Below are 22104 nucleotides of genomic sequence, written 5' to 3' on the forward strand. Positions count from 1 at the left end.
TGGCTCTGTGTATCTGGCGTTTCGGAGCCGGTCGGCGGCCCGGCACAGATGCCAGGAAGGTAGCCGCCACATGAGCACGCCGGAGCCCGGCACGGTTGCGGATCTACTGCGACACGTGAAGCCGGCACGCCGCCGGCGGCGATGGCCGTTGCGGTCCTACCTGATCGGGTTGCTGGTGCTGTTCGTCGTGGCTGCCGGGGCAGGCATCTGCGCCGGCTGGGTGCAGGCCCGGCACGACGCCGTGTCCGCCGCCCGGGCGGACGCTTCGACGGCGGCCGGCCTGGCGGCGCGGCAGATCGGCGAGAGCCTCGCCACCGTACGCAGCAACGTCGATTCCGTCGCGTCCAGCCCGGGCGCAGCGCAGGTGTTCGCCGACCCAGGCGACTGCCGGCTGGCGTTCTCCCTCGGCGGCGCCGATGACGGGCACCTGGACGTCCTACGCCCCGACGGGACCGTCGTGTGCTCGTCCACGCCACTGTCCGACGGCAAACCGGCCAACGCCTACGCCGGGTCTTCCTGGCTGTCCGATGCGGTGCGTACACCACAAGCCGTCGCCCCGGTCCGCGACGATCGCACCGGACGTCCCGCCTTCCTGATCACCGCCGTGATCCCGGCACTCGGACTGGTGGCGGCATTCATCGACCTGCCCGCACTCGGCGCGGCGGCGGGCAGACTGTTCGGCGGAGCCCGCCAGCTCGAGTTGCTGATCACCACCGAGGGCCGCACCGCCGTGCTGACGCGCTGGCCCGACGGACTCCGGTGGGCCGGCACTCAGGTGCGCCACGCCCGGCTCACGACGACCGGCACCGGCGTCGACGTGACCGGGCTGCCCCGGTTGTATGGGCGGGCGGCCGTCGAGGGCACCGGCTGGCAGGTCTTCGCCGGCGCGGACCGGTCCGCTGCGCTGGCGGACGCCGACCGGCTGGCACGGCGCCAAGCCTTGATCGTGGCGCTCGGCCTGTTCGCGGGGCTCCTGGCTACGATGGTCGTGCAGCGACGCGTCACCGCCCCGATCGCCAACCTCCGCAGCTCGGTGCGCACCGCCACCTCCGGCAACCTGGACACGACCGTCGCGGTCACCGGCCCACGGGAGGTCGCCGAACTCGGCGAAGCGTTCACGGCGCTGCTGGCCACTGTCGACCGGGAACTGCACGAACGTCGCCGCGCAGAAGACACCGCCCGGGAACACGAACGCAACTACCGGCAGATGTTCGACGCCAGCCCGAACCCGATCGTGCTGTTCGACGTCGACACCCTCGACATCGTCGCCGCGAACGCGGCCGCCCTGGCCTACTACGGCCGGTCCGGCGACGCCCTCCTCACGATGGCCTACACCGATCTGCTCGCACCGGACGATCTCGACGAGGCAAGCGCCGACGGCGCGGCAGCCGCGCCGGTCGAACGCGACCGGCCGCAACGCCACATCAAGCACGACGGCACGATCGCCGAGGTGAGCGTCACCACCTACCTGACGTCGTTCGCTGGGCGGAAGGTCCGCTGCGCCGTCATGACCGACGTCACCGAACGCGAGCATCTGCAACGACGGCTGCGCCAGTCCGACCGGCTGGAGAGCCTCGGCCAGCTCGCCGCCGGTGTCGCGCACGACTTCAACAACCTCCTCGGCATCATCAACGGCTACGCCGGCATGGCCGCCGCGGACCTGGAACCGGTGGCCGCAGCAGACCCGGCCTGGCGCACGCTGCACGCCGACCTCACCGAGATCGTCGCCGCAGGCGACCGCGCGACTGCCCTCACCCGCCAATTGCTGGCCTTCGCGCGTGCCGACCCCGCGCCCGAGGCCCGCACCTTGGATCTCAACACCGTCGTCATCGACCTCGACACCCTGCTGCGCCGCGCCCTCGGCGAGGACATCACCCTCACCACGGACCTCACCGCGCAACCGTGGCCGATCAGAGCCGACCCTGGCCGCCTCGAGCAGGTCCTGGTCAACCTCGTGGTCAACGCCCGCGACGCGATGCCCGGCGGCGGCACCCTCAGCATCGAGACCGCACCGGTCACCGTCGACGAGCACTACGCCGCCCAGCACCCCGGCGTGCGAACCGGGCGGTACATGCAGCTGCGGGTCAGCGACACCGGTACCGGCATGAACAAAGCCACCCTGGAGCGGGCGTTCGAACCCTTCTTCACCACGAAACCCAAAGGCCACGGCACCGGTCTCGGCCTGGCCACCATCTACGGCATCATCACCCAGGCCGGCGGGCACGCCCAGATCTACTCCGAACTCGGCCGGGGCACCACCATCACCGCGCTGCTCCCCGCCACCGACGACCTCGCCGAGCCGGACACCACACCCGCGGAACATCCGCGGTCGGGCGCCGGCGAAACGATCCTGCTCGTCGAGGACGACGACAGCCTCCGCGCGATCACCGAACGCATCCTGTACCAGGCCGGTTACACCGTCCTGTCTGCCGCCACGGGTACCGATGCCCAGCGCACGGCCGCGACACACCCCGGGATCGCGCTGCTGCTCACCGACGTGATCCTGCCCGACATGCACGGACCCGCCCTCGCCGCCGCCCTGCACAGCACGCATCCGGGACTGCCCGTCGTCTACCTGTCCGGATACACCGAGACGATCCTCGCCACCCGCAGCACCATCCCCACCGGCGCGACCCTGCTCACCAAACCGGTCAGCGCCCAGCAGCTCCTGCATACCGTCGCCCGCGTTCTGGACCACGCGGTCGCGGTAGGCGGATCGGCTCAGGGGGATGCGTGACCGGCGATGGTTTCGGGGTCCGCGCCGGTCCTGCGGAGCAGGTCGGCGGCTGGGTCGTCGCCGTCGCGAAGCATGGTGACCAAGAGGTGTGTTGTGCCGGCGAAGGGATCACCTGCCTGCCGCGCTGCCGTGCTGGCCGAGCGCAGCGCGCGCAATGCGCCCGCGTCCAGGGGTGGCGTGGGGCGGCGGGTCTTCCGTTCTCGCGGCCAGCCTTTGGCCGGGACCGCTGCCGGGTCGGGGACGGGTTGCGGCGCGGGCGCCGGCTGGGCCGCGGCCATGGTGGCGGCGAGCAGCGTGACGCCGTGCTCGCGCAGGATCTGACCGGCGGTGTTGTGGCGGGCGATCGGTTCCGGCAGCACCGCGCCCGCGGCGTGCAGCTGCTCGTGCAGGTCCAGCACGCTCAGGAGCAGCTCGACGGTCCCGGTGTGGGCGTGCCCGAGGCGGATGGCCTGTCTGCCGGCGTCGCGTTCGATCAGTTCCAGGATGGGGTGGCCGTAGCGGGCTCCGTGCCGAAGAAAGGGTCGCCGTAGCGTGATGTACAGGCCGGCCGCTACGGCGGCTCGCCAGGGCGGTTGCAGCGCGCGGGGCGCGTTCGACGGCAGGACGCACAGCGCCTTGAGCGCCTGTGGTGCCCAGTTCGGGGGGTCGTCGCCGGCGCGGTACCTGGGTGCCTGCCGGTCCAGGGCGAGGCGGTCGTGACCGGCCACCCGCATTTGCCTGGCGAGTTGGGCGGCGGCGTTGCCCGGCTCGGCGAAGATCGCGGCGAGCAGGTGGCGTACGCCAGCGGGTACGCCGTCGCGGCGGCTCGCCTCGTGGACGGCCTCGTAGACCGCGTGACGGACCAGTGGGGAGAACACGGCGACGCCGGGGCCGCCGAGGTGGGCCGCCTCTCGCAGCGCCCCGTCGGCGAACACCGCCACCTGCTGGTCGAAGGCGGGAAACAATCGGGACCGCTGCCAAGGCCGGTCGTCGTCGATCAGATCCCGGCCCTGCCGCCAGTCGCGAGACCACGGTAGCGGGAACTGGCCCAGTTCCGGCACCGGCGGCGCACCGTACCGCAGCACTTCCGCCGAGCTGACCACGGCCTGCCCGTCACGCACCGCCCGCCGGTACGCACTCTCCAGTGTCCCGACAAGACCACGACCCGGCCGTACCCCCACCACGTCCATATCGTCGATTGTCGCTGCCGCGATCAACCGTTTTAGGAAGCGGCGAGCATGCCGTCTGCGGTGGCGTCGATCCGGACGTCGAATCGGGCGCTGACCGAGTTGAGGACGGCCCGGAGGTACTCGGCGTCCTCGGCGCAGGCGCGCTGCAGCCGCAGACGCCTGGCTTGCATCGGCGCCATGCGCAGGCCCAGGAACGCGCCCGTGGGCGCGATGGACGCCAGGTACACCAGCCGCAGGTCGTCGCGGTACTGCTCGTAGCCGCGGATGCCCTCGTAGTCGTTGATGAAGTCACCGCAGCCGTACAGGATGAGCCGGTTGCGGTACACCTCCATCGGCCGGGGATGGTGCGAGGAGTGTCCGTGCACGATGTCCGCGCCGTTGTCGATGAGCCCGTGGGCGAAGCGGATCTGCTCTGCCGGGATCTCGTAGCCCCAGTTGGATCCCCAGTGGATGGAGACGACCGCGACGTCGCCGGGCCGCTTGTGCTGCCGGATGCGGTCGGCGAGCCGTTCGACGCCGTCCTCGGAGAGCTCCGGCAGAACGTCGAGACCGGCTCGATCCTCGGTCGCGGCCCAGTCCAACGGAGTACCGCTGGACGTCGCCCCACACGCGAACACCAGGACGCGGGCGTGGCCGACGCTCACCGTGGCGGGCCGGCGAGCCTGATGCGCGTCCAGGCCGCCGCCGGCCACCTGGAGGCCCGCGTCGCTCAACGCGCCGAGCGTCTCTTCGAGGCCGCGGAGGCCGAAGTCCAGGGCGTGGTTGTTGGCCAGGACGCACACGTCCGGACGCGCCGCCGTGAGGCAGGGAAGGTTCGCGGGATTCATGCGGTAGTGGACCGCCTTGCCCGGCGCGAACTGGTCGCTGCCGGTGACGCTGGTCTCCAGGTTCACGATTCGGGCGTCCGGCGCGGCGGCGGCCAGGACGTCCAGCGCGTCACCCCAGGGCCAGGAGAAGTCCACGGGGCGGGGGACGGGGCCGTTCGCCGCCTCCGCCAGCGCGACGTAGTCGCCTGCGCCGTCCACGTACCGTTCCCGTAGCGTCGGGTCGAGGGGATGCGGCAGGATCTGGTCGATGCCGCGACCCAGCATCACGTCGCCGCACAGGAACAACGTCAACGGACCGGGTGGCCTGCCGCTCACGACCGCGCTGCCGCCGTTCGCTTGGCGTCGATGCAGGCGCGGAGGCGCTCGATCGGCCAGGTGTTGACCACGTCGTCGGCGGGGAGCCAGCCGCGCTGGGCGGTACCGATGCCGTATCGCAGGTGGTCCAGGTGCACCGGTGCGTGCGCGTCGGTGTCGACGGCGAAGCGGACACCGTGGCGCTTCGCGCGCAGGATGAGTTCGTCGGGCAGGTCGAGCCGGTCGGGGAAGCTGTTGATCTCCAGGATGGTGCCGGTGCGGGCGGCGGCGGCGAACACGGCGTCGAAGTCCGCGTCCAGCGGTGGCCGTTTGCCGATCAGGCGGGTGGTCGGGTGACCCAGGATGGTGACGTGGGGGTTCTCGCACGCGCTCACCAGCCGATGGGTCAGCTGCGCGGCCGGTTGGTTGAAGTGGGAGTGTACCGACGCGACGCACAGGTCGAACCCGGACAGGAACGCTCCCGGCCAGTCCAGCTCGCCGTCCGGGCCGATGTTGAGCTCCGTGCCGTGCAGCAGCACCGGGCCGCCGCCGGTCTCCAGCTCCCGCAACGTGCGGCGCTGTGCGAGCATCTTGTCGTCCGTCATGCGCTGCATGGGCATGTTCTTGGCGTGGTCGGTGACCGCGTAGTACTCGTAGCCGCGGGCCCGGGCCGCGGCCACCATGTCGGCCAGCGGTGCCACGCCGTCGGTGAGGTCGGTGTGGGTGTGCAGGTCGCCGCGGATGTCCGCCGCGGTCACCAGCGCCGGCAGCGCCCGGTTCCGGGCCGCCTCGACCTCGCCCCGGTCTTCGCGCAACGGCGGCGGGACCCACTGCAGGCCGAGCCGCTCGTACACCGCCTCCTCGGTCTCGGACGCCACGAGGCTGCCGTCGTCGACGCGGAACAGCCCGTACTCGGAGAGCTTGAACCCAGCTCGCACGGCGATCTCACGCACCCGCACGTTGTGCGGCTTGGATCCGGTGAAGTACTGCAGTGCGGCGCCCCATGCCGCGGGCGGGATCACCCGCAGGTCCACCTGGAGGTCGCCGTGCAGCCGTACCGAGGACTTCGTCGCGCCCTTGGCCAGCACGTCGGCGACCATGGAGAGCTGCGTGAAGGTGTCCATCAGCGGGCCCGGCCCGGTCGCCGCGGCGAGGATGTCGACGTCGCCGACGGTCTCGCGGAACCGGCGCAGCGAGCCGGCCCAGGTGCACCGGATGCACCCCGGTGCGCCGCGCAGCGCCTCCACGATCTGCTCCGCCGCCGCGGTGGCCACGGACAGCAGCACCCGGCCGTGGCTGCGCTCCAGCACCTCGATGCCGTGCAGGATGTTCTCGGCCGTCTTCGCGCCGAATCCCCGGTGGCCCGCCAGCTTGCCGGCGGCGATCGCGTCGCGCAGTTCGTCGATCGAGGCCACGCCGAGCTCGTCGTGCAGTTGCACGGCCCGCTTCGGGCCCAGTGTGGGAATCCGGATGAGTTCCAGCACGCCGCTGGGCACCCGCAGCCGCAGGGTGTCCACCGCGGCCACCTGGCCGGTGCGCAGGTACTCGACGATCTTCTCGGCGATCGAGGTGCCGACGCCCGCGATCTTCCGCAGCCCGCCGTCGTCCATGGCCGCGACGTCCAGCGGGTGACCGGCGACCGCCCGGGCCGCCTTCTCGTACACCCGGCTCTTGAACGCTTCTCCACCGGTGACGATCAGCAGATCGGCGTATTCCTGCAGCAGCGCCGCGACGGCGTCGTTCGCCCGCGCCATGCCGCCAAGTCTAGGCCGGCTACCAACGGCGGCAAGGGCGCGCGTCTGTGCCAGAACCGCCGACATGCGCTATACCGGCACTGTGCCGAACGCGTTTGTGCAGAGCATGGCCCACAACTTCGAACAGGCGCTGCGACTGATGGAGACGGCGCTGACCGACTGCCCCGACGAGCTGTGGCAGACGGACTTGTGGCCGGACGAGGCGCCCACGGCTCCGGCGCCGCACGGGGGATTGCACGGCTCGGCTCCCTGGTTCCTCGGCTACCACGCGCTGAGCACGCTCGACTATGACCTGGTCGGCGAGTTCGAGCCGTGGGCACCGCCGCAACCGTTTGACGACAACACGTACGGCTTCCCGAACCGCAGGTTCACCAAGCCCGAGCTTCTCGGGTACGTCGACTGGTGCCGCGGCCGCGTACGCCGGACCCTTGACGGCCTCACCGAGGAGATGGCCGCTCGGCCGCTTCCGAGCGCCCATCGATACCACGGCATGCCGTTCGCGGTGCTTGTCGGCAGCATGCCGCTGCACGTCGTTGAGCATGCCTCCCAGATCCGTCAGTTCCTCACCGCCGCGGGCCTCACCGTGCAACCCATGCCCGGTGACCGTGGGTACGCGGGTTGACCGTGACGGCCTTCCGGCGGATGCCGACGAGGCATGGGACCTGGCTACATCTTCAAGGCTGGGCAATACGGCTTGACCGCGGCATTTGCCTTGTCCATCTCGTCGATGGGGTCGATGGTGGCATAGCTGTCGGCGCGCCAGGTGTCCGCGTAGACCACCGAGTAGTGCTTGATCGCTGCCTTCGCCGCGGGATCGGCGGCCTTGGCCAGCTCGGCGTCGATCACCTTGTCCAGCCTGCTGAGCACGACCTCGGCATCTGCCCTGACCTTCGCGATCTGCTGCTGGTCATGGCTGAGCGACGCCTTGGCTATGGCACTGCCGAGCGGCAGCAGCTGGCCCTCTTCTGCCTTGTAGGCGGCCACCACCGCCTTGCACACCGCCTCGGTGTTGGCTTTCACGTCAACGGTGGCGCTCGGTGCGGCCGCCGTGCTCGTGGCTGCCCCGCTCGCAGCCGCCCCGTTCGTGGCCGTTGTGCTGCCCGGCTCGCTGGTGCACCCGGTGGACAGGCCGAGCGTCGTGGCAAGCAGTAGCACCGGTAATAGTCGTGGCGTTCGCATGTTGTCTCCCCGTGTCGTGAATCCGCGACAGCAGCATAGGGACCACCACCGACATTTTTCTGCCCTGATGCTTGGAGGATCGGCGAGAGGGATCAGGCGGACGAGCCCGCGCGAGCGGGTCGCCAGCAGCGTGGACTTGCTCAGCCGGGCTGTTCGGTAGGAGCGTGGCATGCGAGTGCGGTCACAGTGACGATGGAAGTCCGAAGGCAGGGAAATGCTCGGCGCCGAGAAACGAGGTGATCGTGGCGATGCGGTCGGCGCGGAGTGTCAGCGCGGTGATCGACCAGGCGAGGTGGTCGCTGTCGGCGTCCGGGCCCACGTAGAACGCCACCGCTGGTTGCCCGTTGGCGCTGATCGGCCGGTACCGCCAGCTCGGGCAGCGGGTCATCGGGACCGCGAGGGCGAAGTCCGCTACCGCGGATCGGCCGCGGTACCAGTGTCGCAGCGGCGGCATGGACCAGGTCACATCATCGGTCAGGAGCGCGACGAATCGGTCGATGTCGCCGCGTTCGAGGGCGTTGGCGAACTCGGTGACCGTCTGGCGCACGCGTGCGTCACCCAGTTTCCGGACGACCTCCTGCTGGGTCGGGCCGGCCGCCTTGTCCGCGATGACACGGCGCGCCCGAGACAGCGCCGAGTTCACCGCTGTCGAGGACGTGTCCATCATCTCGGCGATCTCGCTCACCGTGAACCCGAGAACATCGAAGAGCAGCAGGGCGGCCCGTTGGTTGCCCGGCAGGTGTTGCAGAGCCGCGACGAACGCGAGTTCCACCGCCTCACGTTGCTCGTAGGCGGCGAGGACCGTGTCCGCGTACGGGCCGAGCCACGCGATCCCGGTCAGGGGCTCGTCACCGTCGGCCATGACGTGGTCCGCGGCAGCGCTCAGATCCACGGGCAGTGCCCGGCGCCCACGCTGGTTGGCCAGGTCCACGCTGGTGCGGGTGGCCACTGTGTAGAGCCAGGAGCGCAGGCTGCCGCGCCCCTGGAAGCCCGCCAGCCCACGCCAGGCTCGCAGCAGGGCGTCCTGGAGCGCATCGTCCGCGTCAGGACTCGACCCGAGAATGCGGTAGCAGTGCGCGTGCAGCTCGCCGCGCAGCGGGGCGATGAGGCGCGTGAACGCCGCGTCGTCCCCGGCGCGGGCCCGGGCCACATCAGATTCCTCTTCCACGAGCGACGATTCTGCCCGCTGCCCGCGGTCTCCATTGACATGACCATCCACAACACCTGGTCGTTCGTGCACACCGAACGCGCCGCCCTCGCCACCGACCTCGCGCCGCTGACCGACGCGGACTGGCCGACCCCCTCACTCTGTTCCGGCTTGAGCGTCCGGGAGGTGCTGGCCCATCTCACCGCCGCGGCCAGCCTCACGCCCCTGCGGTGGTTCGCCGGCGTGATTCGGTGTCGCTTCGACTTCGACCGGCAGGTGGCCATGCGGCTCGCTGAGCACCTGGGCGCGACCGGCGCCGAGACGCTCGACCGGTTCCAGGCCGTCGTCGGCAGCACCACCAAGCCACCGCTCCCGGTTCTGGCGATGCTGGGCGAGACCGTCGTGCACGGGGAGGACATCCGGCGGCCGCTGGGCATTCGCCGTGCATACCCGGAGGCGATGCTGACGCAACTGGCCGAGTACTACTCCCGGTCCGACATGCCGGTGCTGGCCAAGGGCCGGACCGGCGGTCTGCGGCTGGAGGCGACCGATGGGCCCTTCCGCGCCGGCGAAGGCGCACTCGTCACCGGCCCGACGCTGGCCCTGATCATGGCGATGACCGGCCGTGCCGCGTACCTCGAACACCTGAGCGGCCCCGGCGCGCCAATGCTCGCGGCCCGATGAGACCAGAGCCGGGAATCATGCGTCGATCATCCGCGTGACGGTGGCGCGCACGTGGGGCTGCAGGGCGGCCGGGTCGTCCAGGGAGCCGCCGATGACGATGCCGTCGCGGATCGCCATGAGCATCGTGGCGGTGCCGTCCGGGTCGCGGTGCCCGGTCTCGGCCAGCAGCTCGCGGAACAGGTCGCGGTTCCAGCGCCGGTAGTCGGCGATGGTCCGGCGCACCGGGTGGCCGGGGTCCGGGTACTCGGCCGCGGCGTTGGTGAACGGGCAGCCGCGGAAGCTCGGGTGGGCGGCGTTGTCGACGAGCAGCTCGAAGATGGCCAGCAGCGCGGCACGGGCCCCCTCGGCCGCGCGGTGCACGGCCGTCAGGGCATCGGCCTGGCGCTGGTACTCCTCGACCAGGTACCCGCGCACCAGCTCGTCCTTGCTCGCGAAGTGGTGGTAGAAGGTCGCCTTGGCCACGCCGGCCTCGGCGATGATGCGGTCGATGCCGACGGCGTGGATGCCCTCGGCGTAGAACAGGGCGGTCGCGACCGTCATGAGGCGCTCCCGGGCCGGTTTCTGGCTCACGGCTTGACCATAACAGACAGGTCTGTCTAGTCTCGGCTCAACAGGTAGACAGACCTGTCTGCCTACTACTGGGAGGAGCATGTCATGGGATCGGTTGTACGTGAGATCGCCATCGAGGCCCCGGCCGACGCGGTCTGGGCGATCGTCGGCGACTTCGAGGGCGGGCCGGTGCGCATGACCGGCGGCGCCGTGCGGGCGAGCAGCCTGGTCGAGCCGGACGTGCGGGCCCTGACCTTCGCCGACGGCATGGTCGTGCACGAGCGCCTCGTGGCCCGGGACGAGCCGGGCCGGCGCATCGCGTACGCGTGGGTCGGCGACGAGGTCGTCCACGACAACACCTCGATGCAGGTGTTCGCGGAGCCGGACGGCACCAGCCGGCTGGTCTGGGTGCACGACACCCTGCCCGACGCCCTCACCGGCTGGCTGGCCACGACGATGGACCGCCTGGCCCCGGTGCTGAGCCGGGAGCTGGGCGCCTGGCCCGGACCGGCCGTGAGGCGTCTCAGGCCTGCTTGAGGCGCCAGGTCTTGCTGTCGAAGACCACGCACACGCTCGGCGACATCACGATCACTCGCAGGGTGCCGTCGGCCGCCTGGTAGTCGATGCCCTCGACCTCGAACGAGCCGGAGCAGGCGCTCGACAGCGGCAGCTGCCGCAGGGCGGTCACGTGGCCGGTCAGGTCGGTGCCGTCGGGGGCCCGAGCCAGGTCGATCCGCAGCAGCGGCTTGGTGATGCCGAACAGGGTGCCGTCGGGGTCGTCGGACGCGCACAGCAGGGCGGTCGCGGAGAGGAAGTCGCAGCCCTGCACGTCGCGTACGGCGTGGTCGAGGCGCACGGTGAAGGCGAGCGGCAGGTTCGCGCCCGCCACGGCGGCGGGGTTGAGGCCGGGAGTGGGGAAGCCGAGCAGGCGGTCCATGGTGCCCCACTCGCCGGCCAGCATCCACGTGCCGTCCGGGGTGATTGCGGACCACGAGTTGTTGTACGCCTCGCCCGCCGTCAGCGCGTGGCGGTACTCGGTCCAGGCTCCGGCCGGCGACTGGGCGCGGAACATCTTGCCGTTGTGGTCGCCGCGCTCGTACGGCTCCACGTACCAGCCGGCGACGGAGTCGGGATCGCCGACGTGGTCGAATCCGCGCGCGGCCACGTCGGGCGGGATGGTGCCGACGCCGGTGTAGCGGTACTCCACGGCGCTGCCCCGGCGGATGACGGTCAGGCCCTGGCTCTCGTCGAGCGGGCGGGCGCGATCGGAGCCGACGGTCACCCAGCTCGTCGCGGCGTGCGCGGGAACGGCGGGCGCGAGGACCACGGCGAGGACGGCGGCGGCGACGACCGCGCGCCGCGCGAAGGAGTTCTGCATGGCGGGCAGCGTGCCAGATATAGATGTCCGTCGCTAGTATGCGCCGTTGAGGCACGATGGACCGATGACGGACAATGTGCTGGCCGAGCAGGTGGGGTACTACCGCAGCCGCGCCGGGGAGTATGACGCCACGGCCTACGGGGACGTGGCCGCGGCGCGGGTCCGGATCGCGCGGCTCGTGCGCGCGATGGCGCCGCACGGGCGGGTGCTCGAGCTCGCCTGCGGCACCGGGATGTGGACGGAGGCGCTCGCGCGTGAGGCCGGCTCGGTGCACGCCGTGGACGCCGCGCCCGAAGCGATCGCCATCGCCCGGGAGCGCGTGCGGGAGGGGGAGGTCGCGTTCGAGGTCGCGGACGTGTTCGGGTTCCGGGCCGGGCCGGCGTACGACGTCGTGTTCTTCTCGGCCTGGCTCTCCCACGTGCCGCAGGAGCGCTTCGAGGAGTTCTGGCGCCTCGTGCGCGATTCGCTCGCCCCCGGCGGGCGCGTCCTGTTCGTCGACGAGCACGTGGACGAACAGCCCAAGGAGGCCTTCGTCGGCGACGAGGTGGTCGAGCGGCGGCTCACCGACGGGCGCACGTTCCGCATCGTCAAGCGCTTCATCGACCCGCCGGCACTGCGGGACCGGCTGCGCGGGCTCGGATGGGAGTGCCGCATCGAGCGCGACGGCAACGACTGGATTCTCGGCGAGGCGCGGATCGGCGACGGGCGCCGCGACTGACCGCGACGCCCGCCGGACACGACGACCACCCGCGGCCACGCCCGCTGCGCATGACCGCGACCGACGCCGCGTGCGCCGTGAGTGTCGGAGGAGGTCGTGGCGTCGTGGGCGTCAGCGGGAGCCGCGGATGAGGAAGCTGCGCGCGGCCCACAGCACGCCCAGCACGATCGCGCCGATCACCGCGAAGGTTTCCACGGCCGAGGAAGCGGTCAGCGCCACGATCGCCACCGCGGCGCCGTAGGAGACGGACAGGATCAGCATGATGTTCATCGACAGACGAGGACTCATGGCCATCACCATCCCGCCGCCGGGCGCCCCGCACATCCAACGACCGTTGGATGCGCCGCCCGCGCGCATTGGCGATGCTGGTGGGATGGACGATCCCGATGGGGCCGGCGATCCTGGACAGCACGAGTGGCATCGGCTCGCGGCGGGGTGGCATCTCGCGTTCGCCGCGCTGGCCGTCACCACCGCGGGGCTCATCGCGTTCGACGGGGATCTCGGGGCCGGGCGCCGGGTGCTCGGGGTGGCGATCGTCGCCGCGCTCGCCGCGTGGTATCCCGTCGCCGGTGCCGGCCTGCTGCGGCGCCCGCGGGACGGCAAGGGCTGGCTGTACGTCGGGATCGCCGTCGTCCTGAACACCGCCGTCGTCGCCGTGTCGCCCGCCGGGGCCGTGCTGTTGTTCCTGCTCTTTCCGCACGTGTGGGCCATGCTGCCCGCCCGGCAGGCGATCGCCGGCTCCGTCGCCGCCGTGGTGGCGATCGGGGTCGTGTTCGCGCTGCGGTACCCGCCCGAGACGGTCCTGCTCCCGGCCGCCCTCGCGCTGGTGTGCGCCGTCGGCGTCGGGCTCTGGATCAGCCGGATCATCGAGCAGAGCGCGCACCGGGCGCGGCTCGTCGCCGAGCTCGACGCCACCCGGGCCGAGCTCGCCGAGGTCAGCCGCGAGGCGGGCGCGCTCGCCGAACGCGAGCGCATGGCCCGCGACATCCACGACACGGTCGCGCAGGGGTTCACGAGCGTCCTGCTGCTGCTCGACGCGCTCGAGGCCGAGCTCGGCGACGGGAACGAGGCGGCGCTGGCGTACCTGTATCGAGCCCGCGACACCGCCCGCGACAATCTCGGCGAGGCGCGCTCGCTCATCGACGCCGCGACTCCTCCGGCGCTGCGGGCCGCCTCGCTGCCGGCCGCGCTGCGCCAGGTCGTCGACCGCATCGGCCCCGATCTGCCCGGCGGCGCCACGCTGACCGTCGAGGGCGAGCCGCGGCCGCTGCCCGCCGAGCTGGAGGTGGTGGCGCTGCGGGCCGGCCAGGAGGCCCTCGCGAACGTGCGCCGGCACGCGGGGGCGTCGCGGGTGGAGGTGCGCATACGGTACGACGGCGGGCTCTTGGGTCTTCGCGTCAGCGACGACGGGCGCGGCTTCGACGCGGGCGCCCGGCCGGCGGGCTTCGGCCTGGCCGGGCTGCGCGAGCGCGTGACGGCCGCGGGCGGCTCGGTCGCGGTGCGCACCAGCCCCGGCCAGGGCGTGACCGTCGACGTGGAGCTGCCGGCGTGAACGGCCGGGCCGGGTGTTCTCCCGACGCGCGGCGGGCGGCGGCGTGAGCGACCGGGACGGTTGCCCTCCCGGCGCGTGGTGTGCGGCGGCGGTCGCTCTGATCGGCAGCGTGCCGGTCGACTGGGAGCCGCCGGCGTGAATGGCGGGGCGGCTTCCTCGGGCGTCGGCGGCCGGGGCGGCGGTGTCAGCACGACGGCGGTGCCGATCGACGCGGCGGCGGCGAAGGCGGTCGCGGCGGGTGCGACTGGGGTCGGTGTTCTCGCGGTGGCCTCGGAGGGGCCATCAGCGGCCGGGACGGTGGCGGCGTGATGGTTCGGTTACTCGTGGTGGACGACCACCCTATCGTCCGGGAGGGTTTACGGGCTGTGCTGGACCGTGAACCCGACCTCGTGGTCGAGGCTGACTGCGGCCGCGGGTACGAGGCGGTCCGGCTCGCCGCGGCGCTGCGGCCCGACGTGGTGCTCATGGATCTGCGGCTGCCCGACCTCGACGGGATCGCCGCGATCGAGCGGATCACCGCCGACGGTGCGGCCAAGGTGCTCGTGCTGACCAGCTACGACACGGACGGTGACGTGGTGCGCGCGGTGGCCGCGGGCGCGGTCGGATACCTGCTCAAGGGGTGCAGCCGCGAGGAGCTGACCGCGGCCGTGCGCACGGCCGCGCGGGGCGGCACCGCGCTCGCCGCGCCGGCCGCCGACCGGCTCGTGCGTGCCCGGCGCGGGGACGTGCCGCAGCTGACCAATCGCGAGCTCGATGTGCTGCGCTGCCTCGCCCGTGGCCTGTCCAACCCCGAGACCGGGCGTGAGCTGTTCGTGAGCGAGGCGACGGTGAAGAGCCACGTCATGCGCATCTTCGACAAGCTCGGCGTGAAGGACCGGACGGCCGCCGTCACCGCCGCGATCGCCCGGGGCCTGCTCCCTCCGCCGCAGTAGGTGGCCGGTGACCGTCCGTGCTCGCCGCGATCCAGCGGTCGGCGCGGTCGCGGCGGTCACCTTTTGGGCAAGATCGGCTGCGGCACCCAGACTGGCGCGAACTCGCCGCAGAAGCCCGGCCGCGCCGCGAGGGAGAGACCTGCCGTGGGTGGGGGACTCCGGTCGCATGCGAGGCGAGCATCGTCGGGTCGCGCGCGAGGGGCCGCGCCCGGCTGTGCGGCGGGGCGGGGAAGTGGGGAAGTGGGGAAGCCCGCCGTGGTGAGTCAACGGTGGGATCAGGCGTCCACGCCGATGCGTTCGCGCAGATCCTCGGCCCACAGGTCCGCGGTGTAGACCGGCGTCCCCGGCTGGTGTTTGCGACCCCCGTCGGCCAGCCCGCCCGCGTCGACCGGCTCGAAGCCGAGCTGCTCCACCAGGTCGAACACCTTCCACTTGGCGTCCGAGTCGTCCGCCGACACGGGGATGCCGTAGCGACGGTTGGCGCCGGCGGAGTGGCCGTAGCTGCGCAGGTGGTCCCACCGCATCGCGTTGAAGGCCTTCACGACGTGCGCGCCCGGCAGCTCCCACTGCACCAGCTCGCTGCTGGTCACGTGGCCGTCCTCGAGCTCGGCGAACCGGCCGTCGCGCTGCGGGTAGTAGTTGCTCGCGTCGATCACGGTCTTGCCGTTCAGCTCGGCCGCCGGCAGGTCCCGATACTGCCCGAACGGCACCGCGAGCACGACGATCTCGCCGAAGCGTGCGGCCTCGTCGGGTGTTGCCGCGTGCACGTGGCGGCCTAGGTCGAGTTCGAGGTCGCGCAGGGTGTCCGGGCCGTGGCGGTTGGCTATCGCGACCTCGTCGCCGGCCTCGGCGCACAGGTAGGCGAGCGTCGAGCCGATGTGGCCCGCTCCGATCAGTCCGATTCTCATGCGCCCCGGCTACCCGGGCCGGACGCGTTCACCCAAGAACCGGCCCGTGCCGGACGCGTTCACCCGAAACCTGCCCATACCGAACGACATCACCAAATGCGCGCTCATCCCGGACCCGCGAACCAAATGCGCGTTAATCCCGGACCCGCGAACCGAACGCGCGCCCGGCCCGGGACGTGAGCATCGAATACGCGCCCGCCCGGAACGCATGGGCCGAACCGGAGTCGTCAAGCCAACGCGAGCGCCCGATGACGTGCTCGCGTAAACCCGGGAGCGCCCGGGAGCGCCGGAACGGCCCGCGCCGGGCCGTTCACGTGCAACGATCCAGGAGCTAGGCTCTCACCGTGCGTAACCTCGCCACCGACCAGCACATCTGCTGGACGTATGACGACCCCGGGCAACTGCACGCATACGCACGGTCATACCTCGACGCCGGGCTCGCGGCCGGACAGCGGGCCTGGTTCGCCGGCCTCGCCGACCCGGGCTGGCTGCCCGAGGGCGCCGAGTTCGTCTCGCTCGAGTCCACCTACGCGGCCGGTGTCGCCGTCGACCCGAAGGCCCAGGTCGCCGCGTACGCCGCCGCCACCGAAGCGGCGCTCGCCGCCGGGCACACCGGGCTGCGCGTGTTCGCCGACTGCACCGCGCTCGTGCGCACCGACTCGGAGCTGGACGCGTTCGCGCGGTACGAGGCCCTGGTCGACCGCTTCATCGCCGTCGCGCCGATGCAGGCCGTGTGCGCGCTGCACCGGGCCGAGGCCGGTGCGCGGGCTGTCGGCGAGCTCGCCTGCCTGCACCCGCGCACCAACGCCGCCGAGGCCCGGTTCACCTTGCGCGGCGACCCTCACGCGCCCGGCGCGGTGCTGGTCAGTGGCGAACTCGACAGCGCCGCCGACCTGCTGTTTCCCGTCGCGCTCGATCGGGTAGAACCACATCCTGAGCACGGGCAGATCATCTTCGACGCGCACGGCCTGCAGTTCGTCGACCACCGGGCGATGCTGCACCTGCAGCGCTACGCGGAGCGGCGCGACGTCACCGTGGTGCTGCGCACCTCGCTGACGACCGCGGCGCACCTGGTCGAGCTGCTGCGGCTGACGCGGATTTGGATAGAGGCGGCGGGATGAGGACGGGGGCCGGAGCCGGGCACACCGGCTACCTGCACGAGGCGGTGTGCTACGACTCCGACGAGCACCTGCTCGCCGTCGTGCTGCCCTTCCTGCTGGGCGGCGTCGAGGCCGGCGAGCCCACGCTGGTCTCGTTCGGCGCTCGCAACGCGGCCCTGGTCCGTGACGCCCTGCCGGCCGGCTGCCCGGTGACGTTCCTGCCCGGCGGCGAGGTCTACGCCCGCCCGGCCGGGGCCATCCGCTCCTACCGCGACCTGCTCGCCGAGCACGTGGCCGCCGGCGCCGGGCAGATCCGCATCGTCGGCGAGCTCGGCCGCGAGCAGTTCGGCGACACCTGGGACTGGTGGGCCCGCTACGAGTCGGCGATCAACCACGCATACGACGATTTCCCGCTGTGGAGCATGTGCGCGTACGACACCCGCAGCACGCCCGCCCACGTGCTCGCCGACGTGCTGCGCACCCACCCGCAGACCGCCGGGCCCGGCGGGCGGCACACGGCCAACGACGAGTACACCGACCCCGAGACGTTTCTGCTGGAGAACCGGCCCGAGGCCGCCGACCCGCTGCAATGGCATCCCCCGGCCGCCGACGTGCTCGACGCGCCGCCCGAGGAGGCCCGCCGGATCGTGCGCGCGGCCGGCGAGGGCCGGGTCGGCCGGGCGCGGCTGGACGACCTCACGCTCGCGGTGAGCGAGATCGTGGCGAACGCCGGCCGGTACGGCCGGCCGTCGACCCGCCTGCGCGTGTGGGCCGCGGACGGGCGCGTGGTCGTGTCCGTGGCCGACGCCGGCGCCGGCCCGAAGGACCCGTTCGCGGGGCTGCTGCCCGCGGCCAGCGAGCACTCCGCCGGCTTCGGGCTGTGGATCACCCACCAGGTCTGCGACCACGTCAGCCTGCAGCGCGCACCCGACAGCTTCACCGTCCGGATGACCGTGAAGAACTAGGCCGGATGACCGTACGGAACTAGACCGGCTGCGCGGCCGGCTGGAGCCGCGCCTCGAGCTCCTCCGGGGCGAGCGGGCGGGCGTAGAGGTACCCCTGCCCGAGCTCGTACCCCTGCCGCCGCAGCACCTCGGCCTGCGCCGGGGTCTCGATGCCCTCCGCGACCGCCGCGAGATCGAGCGTCTTCGCGATGTGGATGACCGCCTGGGCGACCGCCGCCGGCCGGCCCGCGGTCGTGATCTCCTCCACGAAGCTGCGGTCGAGCTTGAGCGTGGTGACGGGGCAGGTCAGCAGCAGCCCGAGCGAGGACGCGGCGGTGCCGAAGTCGTCCAGCGCGATGCGCACCCCGAGCGCCCGCAGCTCGTGCAGGGTCGCGATCGCCTGCCCGTCGTTGAGCACCGCGGTCTCGGTCACCTCGATCAGCAGCCGCTGCGCCGGCAGCCCGGCCGCGGCCAGGGTGGCGCGCACGTCGTCGACGAACCCGGGGTCCTGCAGCTGGCGCCCGGCCACGTTGACGGTGATCGAGCGCAGGGCGTCGTCGCCGTACCGCCGCAGCCACTGCGACGCCTGCAAGCACGCCTCGCGCAGGGCCCACCGGCCCAGCGGCACGATCAGGCCGGACTGCTCGGCGACGGGGATGAACTCGGCCGGCGAGACCGGGCCGCGCGTCGGGTGCTCGAAGCGCATCAGGGCCTCGGCCCCGAACAGCGCACCGTCCTCGAGCCGGACGATCGGCTGGTACCGCAGGTAGAGCCGATCGGTCCCGATGGCGTCGCGCAGATCCGCGCCGAGCTCGGCGTGCGCCTGGATGCGGGCCGCCATGTCCGGCGTGTAGCCCACGGAGTTGCCCTTGCCGCGGTCCTTCGCGGCGTACATCGCGATGTCGGCCTTGCGCAGCAGGGTGCCCAGGTCGTCGCCGGCCCCGGCGGGCGCGACGCCGATGCTGGCGTGCACGAGCAGGTGGTGCCCGGCCGCGCTCACGGGCGGCACGAGCAGCGACAGCACCCGCTCCGCGGCCCGGTCGGCGTCCCCGCCCGGCGCGTGGCGCAGCAGGACCGCGAACTCGTCCCCGCCCAGGCGGGCCACGACGTCGCCGCCCCGCACCGCGGCCCGCAGCCGCTCGGCGACCGCCACGAGCACGGCGTCGCCGACGTCGTGCCCGAGCGTGTCGTTGACCTCCTTGAAGTCGTCGAGGTCGATGAGCAGCACGGCCGCGCTCGCGTCGCGGGTCAGGGCCTCGTCGACGAGCGCGCTGAACCCGGCCCGGTTGGCCAGGCCGGTGAGCGTGTCGTGGGTCGCCTGGTGCTGCAGCTGCTGCTCGTGCCGGCTGACGGAGTCGAGCAGGTGCGCGTTGTCCCGCAGGGCGAACAGCTGCCGCGCGACCACGATCCCGGTGATGAGGATGGCCCCGAGCGCCACCGGCGCGATGTCGACGACGCCGTGCTCCCGCCCCGCGCGGAAGCTCTGCACCGCGAGCAGCAGGGAGGTGGCCCCGACGGCGACGTACGGCAGCATCGAGAACCGCCGCTGCCGCCGCGCGCCGGCCCGCGGGTCGGCGGGGTCGTCGCTGCGGCGGCGCTGGACGTGCGCGGACCAGGTGACGATGAGCATGTTCACGATGATGCTGATCGGCTGCAGCCCGACCCAGCGGGGCTGGTTGGTGATCGGCGCCGCCGCGGAGGCGAACACGCCGATGAGGATGGTGAGCGCCAGCAGCCGCAGCGACGCCGAGCTCACCGGCCCGCTGCCGACCATCACCACCTTCATCACCGCGACCAGCGCCAACAGGCAGACCAGGGAGATCAGCAGGATCCCGAGGAACTTGGGCACGTCGGTGTGGCTCTGCGCGAGCGGCCGGAGCACGAGGTGCCACAGGAACAGCGCCGCGGCGGCCGTGACGGTCGCCCCGTCGAGCGTGAGCCGCACCCACTCGTTGCGGCTGCGCTCGCCGACGGGGAGCCGCAGCAGCGCCCACATCACGATCAGCAGCCCGATGGCGAGCAGCGGCACGGCGGTACCGACGAAGAGCAACGGGCGCGAGGACCACTGGGCGAACGTGGCCACGGTCATGAGGCTGGCCCCGGCCAGCACGAGCACCTCGACGGCGGTGAGGGTCGCCCAGAACCGCCGCGCGGCCGGGTGCAGCCCCGGCGAGCGGGACACCCGCAGCGTGGTGAGCATGGCGACCACGCTGGTCCCGGGCACCGTGAGCCACATCAGCACCTTGGGCGCCGGCAGCCCCGCGGCGAAGAACGCGGTCCAGACGCAGCCGAGCCCGAAGATCGTGATGCAGGCGATCAGCAGCGGCCGGGTGTCGGCGCGCTCGGCCCGCAGATGTGTGTCGCCCATCCCGCCGCGCCTCCCTCTCGTCCGTCTGATCGGCCGCCTGCTGGATCGGCCGCCTGCTAGATCGGTCGCCGCGCCAGGATATGAAGGAAACGCCTGTAGCCCCATCGGTCAATCCGCCACCACCAGTCACGGCCCGGATGCGCGCCGCTGTCCGCCGCGCGACCGCCCGGCGCTGTCGACCGGCGGCGGGCGTTTCGCGTTCGTCGCGGGGCGGGAGCGGGGTGGTTGCCGGGATCATGGGCGCGCCCGGGTGTGCCGATGCTCACCCCGACCGGGACTCCGACGGACGGGCAGGGATGGCATGGCGGCACGGCGCACGGCGGCAGGGATCGGGGCAGTCATCGCGGGGGTGGCGCTCGTGGCGCCCAGCGCGTACGCGGCGGACGCCGTGGTGTCCAAGGGGCGGCCCGCGGCCGCGTCGGCGGGGAGTGCGGCGCGCGCGGTCGACGGGAAGACCTCGACGCGGTGGACGACGAGCGGGCGCGGCGCGCAGTGGCTGCGGGTCGACCTGGGGGCCGTGAGCGCCGTCAGCCGCGTCCGGCTGTCCTGGGGTTCCGCCTTCGCCAAGGTGTACCGCCTGGAGACCTCCGCCGACGGGAGCACCTGGACGCCGCTGTACGCCACCGGCGCCGGCGACGGCAAGACCGACGACATCGCCGGGCTCGGCGGCACCGGGCGCTACGTGCGGCTGACGGCGACCCCGCGCGGCACGAAGGGACTCGCGCTCGGCGAGTTGGAGGTCTACGGGCACCGGGCCGAGGCGGCCCCGGCCCCGACCCCGGTGACCAGGGCGGACCTGAGCACGGACGTCGCCATGCGGCTCGTGTCCTCGGCGGAGAACTCCAGCCTCGACTGGCAGGCCCAGTACCAGTACATCGAGGACATCGGGGACGGCCGCGGGTACACCGGCGGCATCATCGGCTTCTGCTCCGGCACCGGCGACATGCTCGAGGTGGTCGGGGCCTACACCGTGGCCGCGCCCGGCAACGTGCTGGCGAAGTATCTGCCGGCCCTGCGCAGTGTCAACGGCACCGCCGCGCACACCGGTCTCGGCGAGGCCTTCGTCGCCGACTGGAAGCGCGCCGCGGCCGACCCGGCGTTCCGCAAGGCCCAGGACGACGAGCGCGACCGGGTGTACTTCAACCCGGCCATCGCCCAGGCCAAGGCCGACGGGCTGCGGGCGCTGGGCCAGTTCGCCTACTTCGACGCGCTCGTCATGCACGGCCCCGGCAACGACGCCGCCAGCTTCGGCGGCATCCGCAAGGCGGCCCTGGCCAAGGCGAAGAGCCCGGCCCAGGGCGGCGACGAGACCGCCTTCCTCAACGCGTTCCTCGACGCCCGGGTCGCCGCGATGCGCACCGAGGAGGCGCACAGCGACACGAGCCGCGTCGACACCGCCCAGCGCGCGTTCCTGGCCGCGGGCAACCTCGACCTGCGGCCGCCACTGTCGTGGAAGGTGTACGGCGACTCGTACACCATCACCGCCTGACCGATCGGTCGCCGCCGCTCTACGATGCGGTGCGTGACGCTTGTCGCGGCCGACGTATACGAGGAGGCCCGAGCGTAGAGGTCACGCACGGCGTACCGATGGTGCTCGCCGAACCGCGCCCCGCGCAGGCTCACCCCGGCGAACCGCGCGCCCCGCAGGTCGTCTTCGCCCCCGAACGTCACCGTGGCCCACCTCCCGCCGCGCCCACCGTAACCGACGGGCCGCAGGTGGCCGGGCGGGTGGCGCGCGGTCGGTAGCGTCCGCGCGCATGAGCGGCACTGGGTTCTCGATCGGCATTGACGGCGACGGTGACGTCGACGCGGCGCGCGTGGCGGTGTGGGAGGAGATGCGGACGTTCGCGCAGTGGTTCCATGT

20 protein-coding genes are annotated in these 22104 nt (G+C 72.5%); 10 read left to right on the forward strand and 10 right to left on the reverse strand.

Annotated elements, in window-relative coordinates; translation table 11 throughout:
• The first annotated feature begins 115 nt into the window (after nucleotides 1-115).
• Nucleotides 116-2737 carry an ATP-binding protein gene (locus tag ABT369_RS55245; protein WP_350626333.1) on the forward strand — a complete coding sequence of 874 codons (2622 nt, stop codon included), beginning with the start codon at nucleotides 116-118 and terminating at the stop codon, nucleotides 2735-2737.
• Here the strand turns inward: ABT369_RS55245 and ABT369_RS55250 are convergent.
• The 3 genes from ABT369_RS55250 to polX are packed head-to-tail and all read right to left on the reverse strand — an operon-like array spanning nucleotide 2722 to nucleotide 6781.
• Nucleotides 2722-3906 carry a Clp protease N-terminal domain-containing protein gene (locus tag ABT369_RS55250; RefSeq protein WP_350626335.1) on the reverse strand — a complete coding sequence of 395 codons (1185 nt, stop codon included), beginning with the start codon at nucleotides 3904-3906 and terminating at the stop codon, nucleotides 2722-2724. The genes ABT369_RS55245 and ABT369_RS55250 overlap by 16 nt on opposite strands.
• 32 nt (nucleotides 3907-3938) lie before the next feature.
• Nucleotides 3939-5048, reverse strand: coding sequence for a CapA family protein (locus ABT369_RS55255; protein WP_350626337.1), 1110 nt, complete (start codon nucleotides 5046-5048; stop codon nucleotides 3939-3941).
• Nucleotides 5045-6781: a DNA polymerase/3'-5' exonuclease PolX gene (polX, locus tag ABT369_RS55260; RefSeq protein WP_350626339.1), complete on the reverse strand. Its 1737-nt coding sequence runs from the start codon at nucleotides 6779-6781 to the stop codon at nucleotides 5045-5047. The genes ABT369_RS55255 and polX overlap by 4 nt, the downstream gene beginning before the upstream one ends.
• Nucleotides 6782-6845: 64 nt before the next feature.
• On the opposite strand from polX, the gene ABT369_RS55265 reads away from it, so the two are divergent.
• Nucleotides 6846-7403: a DinB family protein gene (locus ABT369_RS55265; RefSeq protein ID WP_350626341.1), complete on the forward strand. Its 558-nt coding sequence runs from the start codon at nucleotides 6846-6848 to the stop codon at nucleotides 7401-7403.
• A gap of 44 nt (nucleotides 7404-7447) precedes the next feature.
• Here the strand turns inward: ABT369_RS55265 and ABT369_RS55270 are convergent, their stop codons facing one another.
• Entirely contained in the window at nucleotides 7448-7960 is a 513-nt protein-coding gene (locus tag ABT369_RS55270) for a hypothetical protein (RefSeq protein WP_350626343.1), read from the reverse strand.
• A 181-nt stretch (nucleotides 7961-8141) separates the two neighbouring features.
• The gene (locus ABT369_RS55275; RefSeq protein ID WP_350626345.1) at nucleotides 8142-9128 is read right to left on the reverse strand and encodes an RNA polymerase subunit sigma-70; all 987 of its coding nucleotides are present in this window, start codon (nucleotides 9126-9128) and stop codon (nucleotides 8142-8144) included.
• 39 nt (nucleotides 9129-9167) lie between these two features.
• Between ABT369_RS55275 and ABT369_RS55280 the strand changes: the two genes are divergently transcribed.
• The gene (locus ABT369_RS55280) at nucleotides 9168-9791 is read left to right on the forward strand and encodes a maleylpyruvate isomerase family mycothiol-dependent enzyme (RefSeq protein WP_350626347.1); all 624 of its coding nucleotides are present in this window, start codon (nucleotides 9168-9170) and stop codon (nucleotides 9789-9791) included.
• A gap of 15 nt (nucleotides 9792-9806) precedes the next feature.
• On the opposite strand, the gene ABT369_RS55285 is transcribed toward ABT369_RS55280, so the two are convergent.
• Nucleotides 9807-10361, reverse strand: coding sequence for a TetR/AcrR family transcriptional regulator (locus tag ABT369_RS55285; protein ID WP_350626349.1), 555 nt, complete (start codon nucleotides 10359-10361; stop codon nucleotides 9807-9809).
• Nucleotides 10362-10445: 84 nt separating this feature from the next.
• Between ABT369_RS55285 and ABT369_RS55290 the strand changes: the two genes are divergently transcribed.
• On the forward strand, nucleotides 10446-10877 hold the full coding sequence (locus ABT369_RS55290; protein WP_350626351.1) for an SRPBCC family protein: 432 nt from the start codon (nucleotides 10446-10448) through the stop codon (nucleotides 10875-10877).
• Here ABT369_RS55290 and ABT369_RS55295 read toward each other — a convergent pair.
• Nucleotides 10864-11718, reverse strand: coding sequence for a hypothetical protein (locus ABT369_RS55295; protein ID WP_350626353.1), 855 nt, complete (start codon nucleotides 11716-11718; stop codon nucleotides 10864-10866). The two genes, ABT369_RS55290 and ABT369_RS55295, sit on opposite strands and share 14 nt — an antisense overlap.
• Before the next feature lie 64 nt (nucleotides 11719-11782).
• Here ABT369_RS55295 and ABT369_RS55300 point away from each other — a divergent pair, with 64 nt between their 5' ends.
• The gene (locus ABT369_RS55300) at nucleotides 11783-12436 is read left to right on the forward strand and encodes a class I SAM-dependent methyltransferase (protein ID WP_350626355.1); all 654 of its coding nucleotides are present in this window, start codon (nucleotides 11783-11785) and stop codon (nucleotides 12434-12436) included.
• A gap of 111 nt (nucleotides 12437-12547) precedes the next feature.
• Here ABT369_RS55300 and ABT369_RS55305 read toward each other — a convergent pair whose 3' ends face one another.
• On the reverse strand, nucleotides 12548-12724 hold the full coding sequence (locus ABT369_RS55305; RefSeq protein ID WP_350626357.1) for a hypothetical protein: 177 nt from the start codon (nucleotides 12722-12724) through the stop codon (nucleotides 12548-12550).
• 85 nt (nucleotides 12725-12809) lie between these two features.
• Here ABT369_RS55305 and ABT369_RS55310 point away from each other — a divergent pair, with 85 nt between their 5' ends.
• Both ABT369_RS55310 and ABT369_RS55315 read left to right on the forward strand, forming a co-directional pair.
• A complete protein-coding gene (locus ABT369_RS55310) occupies nucleotides 12810-13988 on the forward strand; it encodes a sensor histidine kinase (protein WP_350626359.1) in 1179 nt (392 codons plus the stop codon).
• Between the two features lie 308 nt (nucleotides 13989-14296).
• The gene (locus ABT369_RS55315; protein ID WP_350626375.1) at nucleotides 14297-14920 is read left to right on the forward strand and encodes a response regulator transcription factor; all 624 of its coding nucleotides are present in this window, start codon (nucleotides 14297-14299) and stop codon (nucleotides 14918-14920) included.
• A gap of 275 nt (nucleotides 14921-15195) precedes the next feature.
• On the opposite strand, the gene ABT369_RS55320 is transcribed toward ABT369_RS55315, so the two are convergent.
• On the reverse strand, nucleotides 15196-15828 hold the full coding sequence (locus ABT369_RS55320) for an NADPH-dependent F420 reductase (RefSeq protein WP_350626361.1): 633 nt from the start codon (nucleotides 15826-15828) through the stop codon (nucleotides 15196-15198).
• A 344-nt stretch (nucleotides 15829-16172) separates the two neighbouring features.
• Between ABT369_RS55320 and ABT369_RS55325 the strand changes: the two genes are divergently transcribed.
• Nucleotides 16173-16949, forward strand: a complete 777-nt coding sequence (locus ABT369_RS55325; RefSeq protein ID WP_350626363.1) for an MEDS domain-containing protein — start codon at nucleotides 16173-16175, stop codon at nucleotides 16947-16949.
• Nucleotides 16946-17893, forward strand: a complete 948-nt coding sequence (locus tag ABT369_RS55330) for an anti-sigma factor RsbA family regulatory protein (RefSeq protein WP_350626365.1) — start codon at nucleotides 16946-16948, stop codon at nucleotides 17891-17893. Before ABT369_RS55325 ends, ABT369_RS55330 begins: the two co-directional genes overlap by 4 nt.
• Nucleotides 17894-17912: 19 nt before the next feature.
• On the opposite strand, the gene ABT369_RS55335 is transcribed toward ABT369_RS55330, so the two are convergent.
• Entirely contained in the window at nucleotides 17913-20240 is a 2328-nt protein-coding gene (locus ABT369_RS55335) for a putative bifunctional diguanylate cyclase/phosphodiesterase (RefSeq protein WP_350626367.1), read from the reverse strand.
• Between the two features lie 301 nt (nucleotides 20241-20541).
• Here ABT369_RS55335 and ABT369_RS55340 point away from each other — a divergent pair, with 301 nt between their 5' ends.
• Nucleotides 20542-21729: a chitosanase gene (locus tag ABT369_RS55340; protein WP_350626369.1), complete on the forward strand. Its 1188-nt coding sequence runs from the start codon at nucleotides 20542-20544 to the stop codon at nucleotides 21727-21729.
• Nucleotides 21730-22104 lie beyond the last annotated feature (375 nt).

This window comes from Dactylosporangium sp. NPDC000244 (assembly GCF_040300725.1).
Taxonomy (GTDB): domain Bacteria; phylum Actinomycetota; class Actinomycetes; order Mycobacteriales; family Micromonosporaceae; genus Dactylosporangium.

What these genes read in the sequence shown, in the direction of transcription:
- ABT369_RS55250 (WP_350626335.1), bottom strand. Translation starts at nt 3,906, where the DNA reads ATGGACGTGGTGGGGGTACGGCCGGGTCGTGGTCTTGTCGGGACACTG.
- polX (WP_350626339.1), bottom strand. Translation starts at nt 6,781, where the DNA reads ATGGCGCGGGCGAACGACGCCGTCGCGGCGCTGCTGCAGGAATACGCC.
- ABT369_RS55265 (WP_350626341.1), top strand. Translation starts at nt 6,846, where the DNA reads ATGCGCTATACCGGCACTGTGCCGAACGCGTTTGTGCAGAGCATGGCC.
- ABT369_RS55270 (WP_350626343.1), bottom strand. Translation starts at nt 7,960, where the DNA reads ATGCGAACGCCACGACTATTACCGGTGCTACTGCTTGCCACGACGCTC.
- ABT369_RS55280 (WP_350626347.1), top strand. Translation starts at nt 9,168, where the DNA reads ATGACCATCCACAACACCTGGTCGTTCGTGCACACCGAACGCGCCGCC.
- ABT369_RS55290 (WP_350626351.1), top strand. Translation starts at nt 10,446, where the DNA reads ATGGGATCGGTTGTACGTGAGATCGCCATCGAGGCCCCGGCCGACGCG.
- ABT369_RS55295 (WP_350626353.1), bottom strand. Translation starts at nt 11,718, where the DNA reads ATGCAGAACTCCTTCGCGCGGCGCGCGGTCGTCGCCGCCGCCGTCCTC.
- ABT369_RS55300 (WP_350626355.1), top strand. Translation starts at nt 11,783, where the DNA reads ATGACGGACAATGTGCTGGCCGAGCAGGTGGGGTACTACCGCAGCCGC.
- ABT369_RS55305 (WP_350626357.1), bottom strand. Translation starts at nt 12,724, where the DNA reads ATGAGTCCTCGTCTGTCGATGAACATCATGCTGATCCTGTCCGTCTCC.
- ABT369_RS55310 (WP_350626359.1), top strand. Translation starts at nt 12,810, where the DNA reads ATGGACGATCCCGATGGGGCCGGCGATCCTGGACAGCACGAGTGGCAT.
- ABT369_RS55315 (WP_350626375.1), top strand. Translation starts at nt 14,297, where the DNA reads ATGGTTCGGTTACTCGTGGTGGACGACCACCCTATCGTCCGGGAGGGT.
- ABT369_RS55320 (WP_350626361.1), bottom strand. Translation starts at nt 15,828, where the DNA reads ATGAGAATCGGACTGATCGGAGCGGGCCACATCGGCTCGACGCTCGCC.
- ABT369_RS55330 (WP_350626365.1), top strand. Translation starts at nt 16,946, where the DNA reads ATGAGGACGGGGGCCGGAGCCGGGCACACCGGCTACCTGCACGAGGCG.
- ABT369_RS55335 (WP_350626367.1), bottom strand. Translation starts at nt 20,240, where the DNA reads ATGGGCGACACACATCTGCGGGCCGAGCGCGCCGACACCCGGCCGCTG.
- ABT369_RS55340 (WP_350626369.1), top strand. Translation starts at nt 20,542, where the DNA reads ATGGCGGCACGGCGCACGGCGGCAGGGATCGGGGCAGTCATCGCGGGG.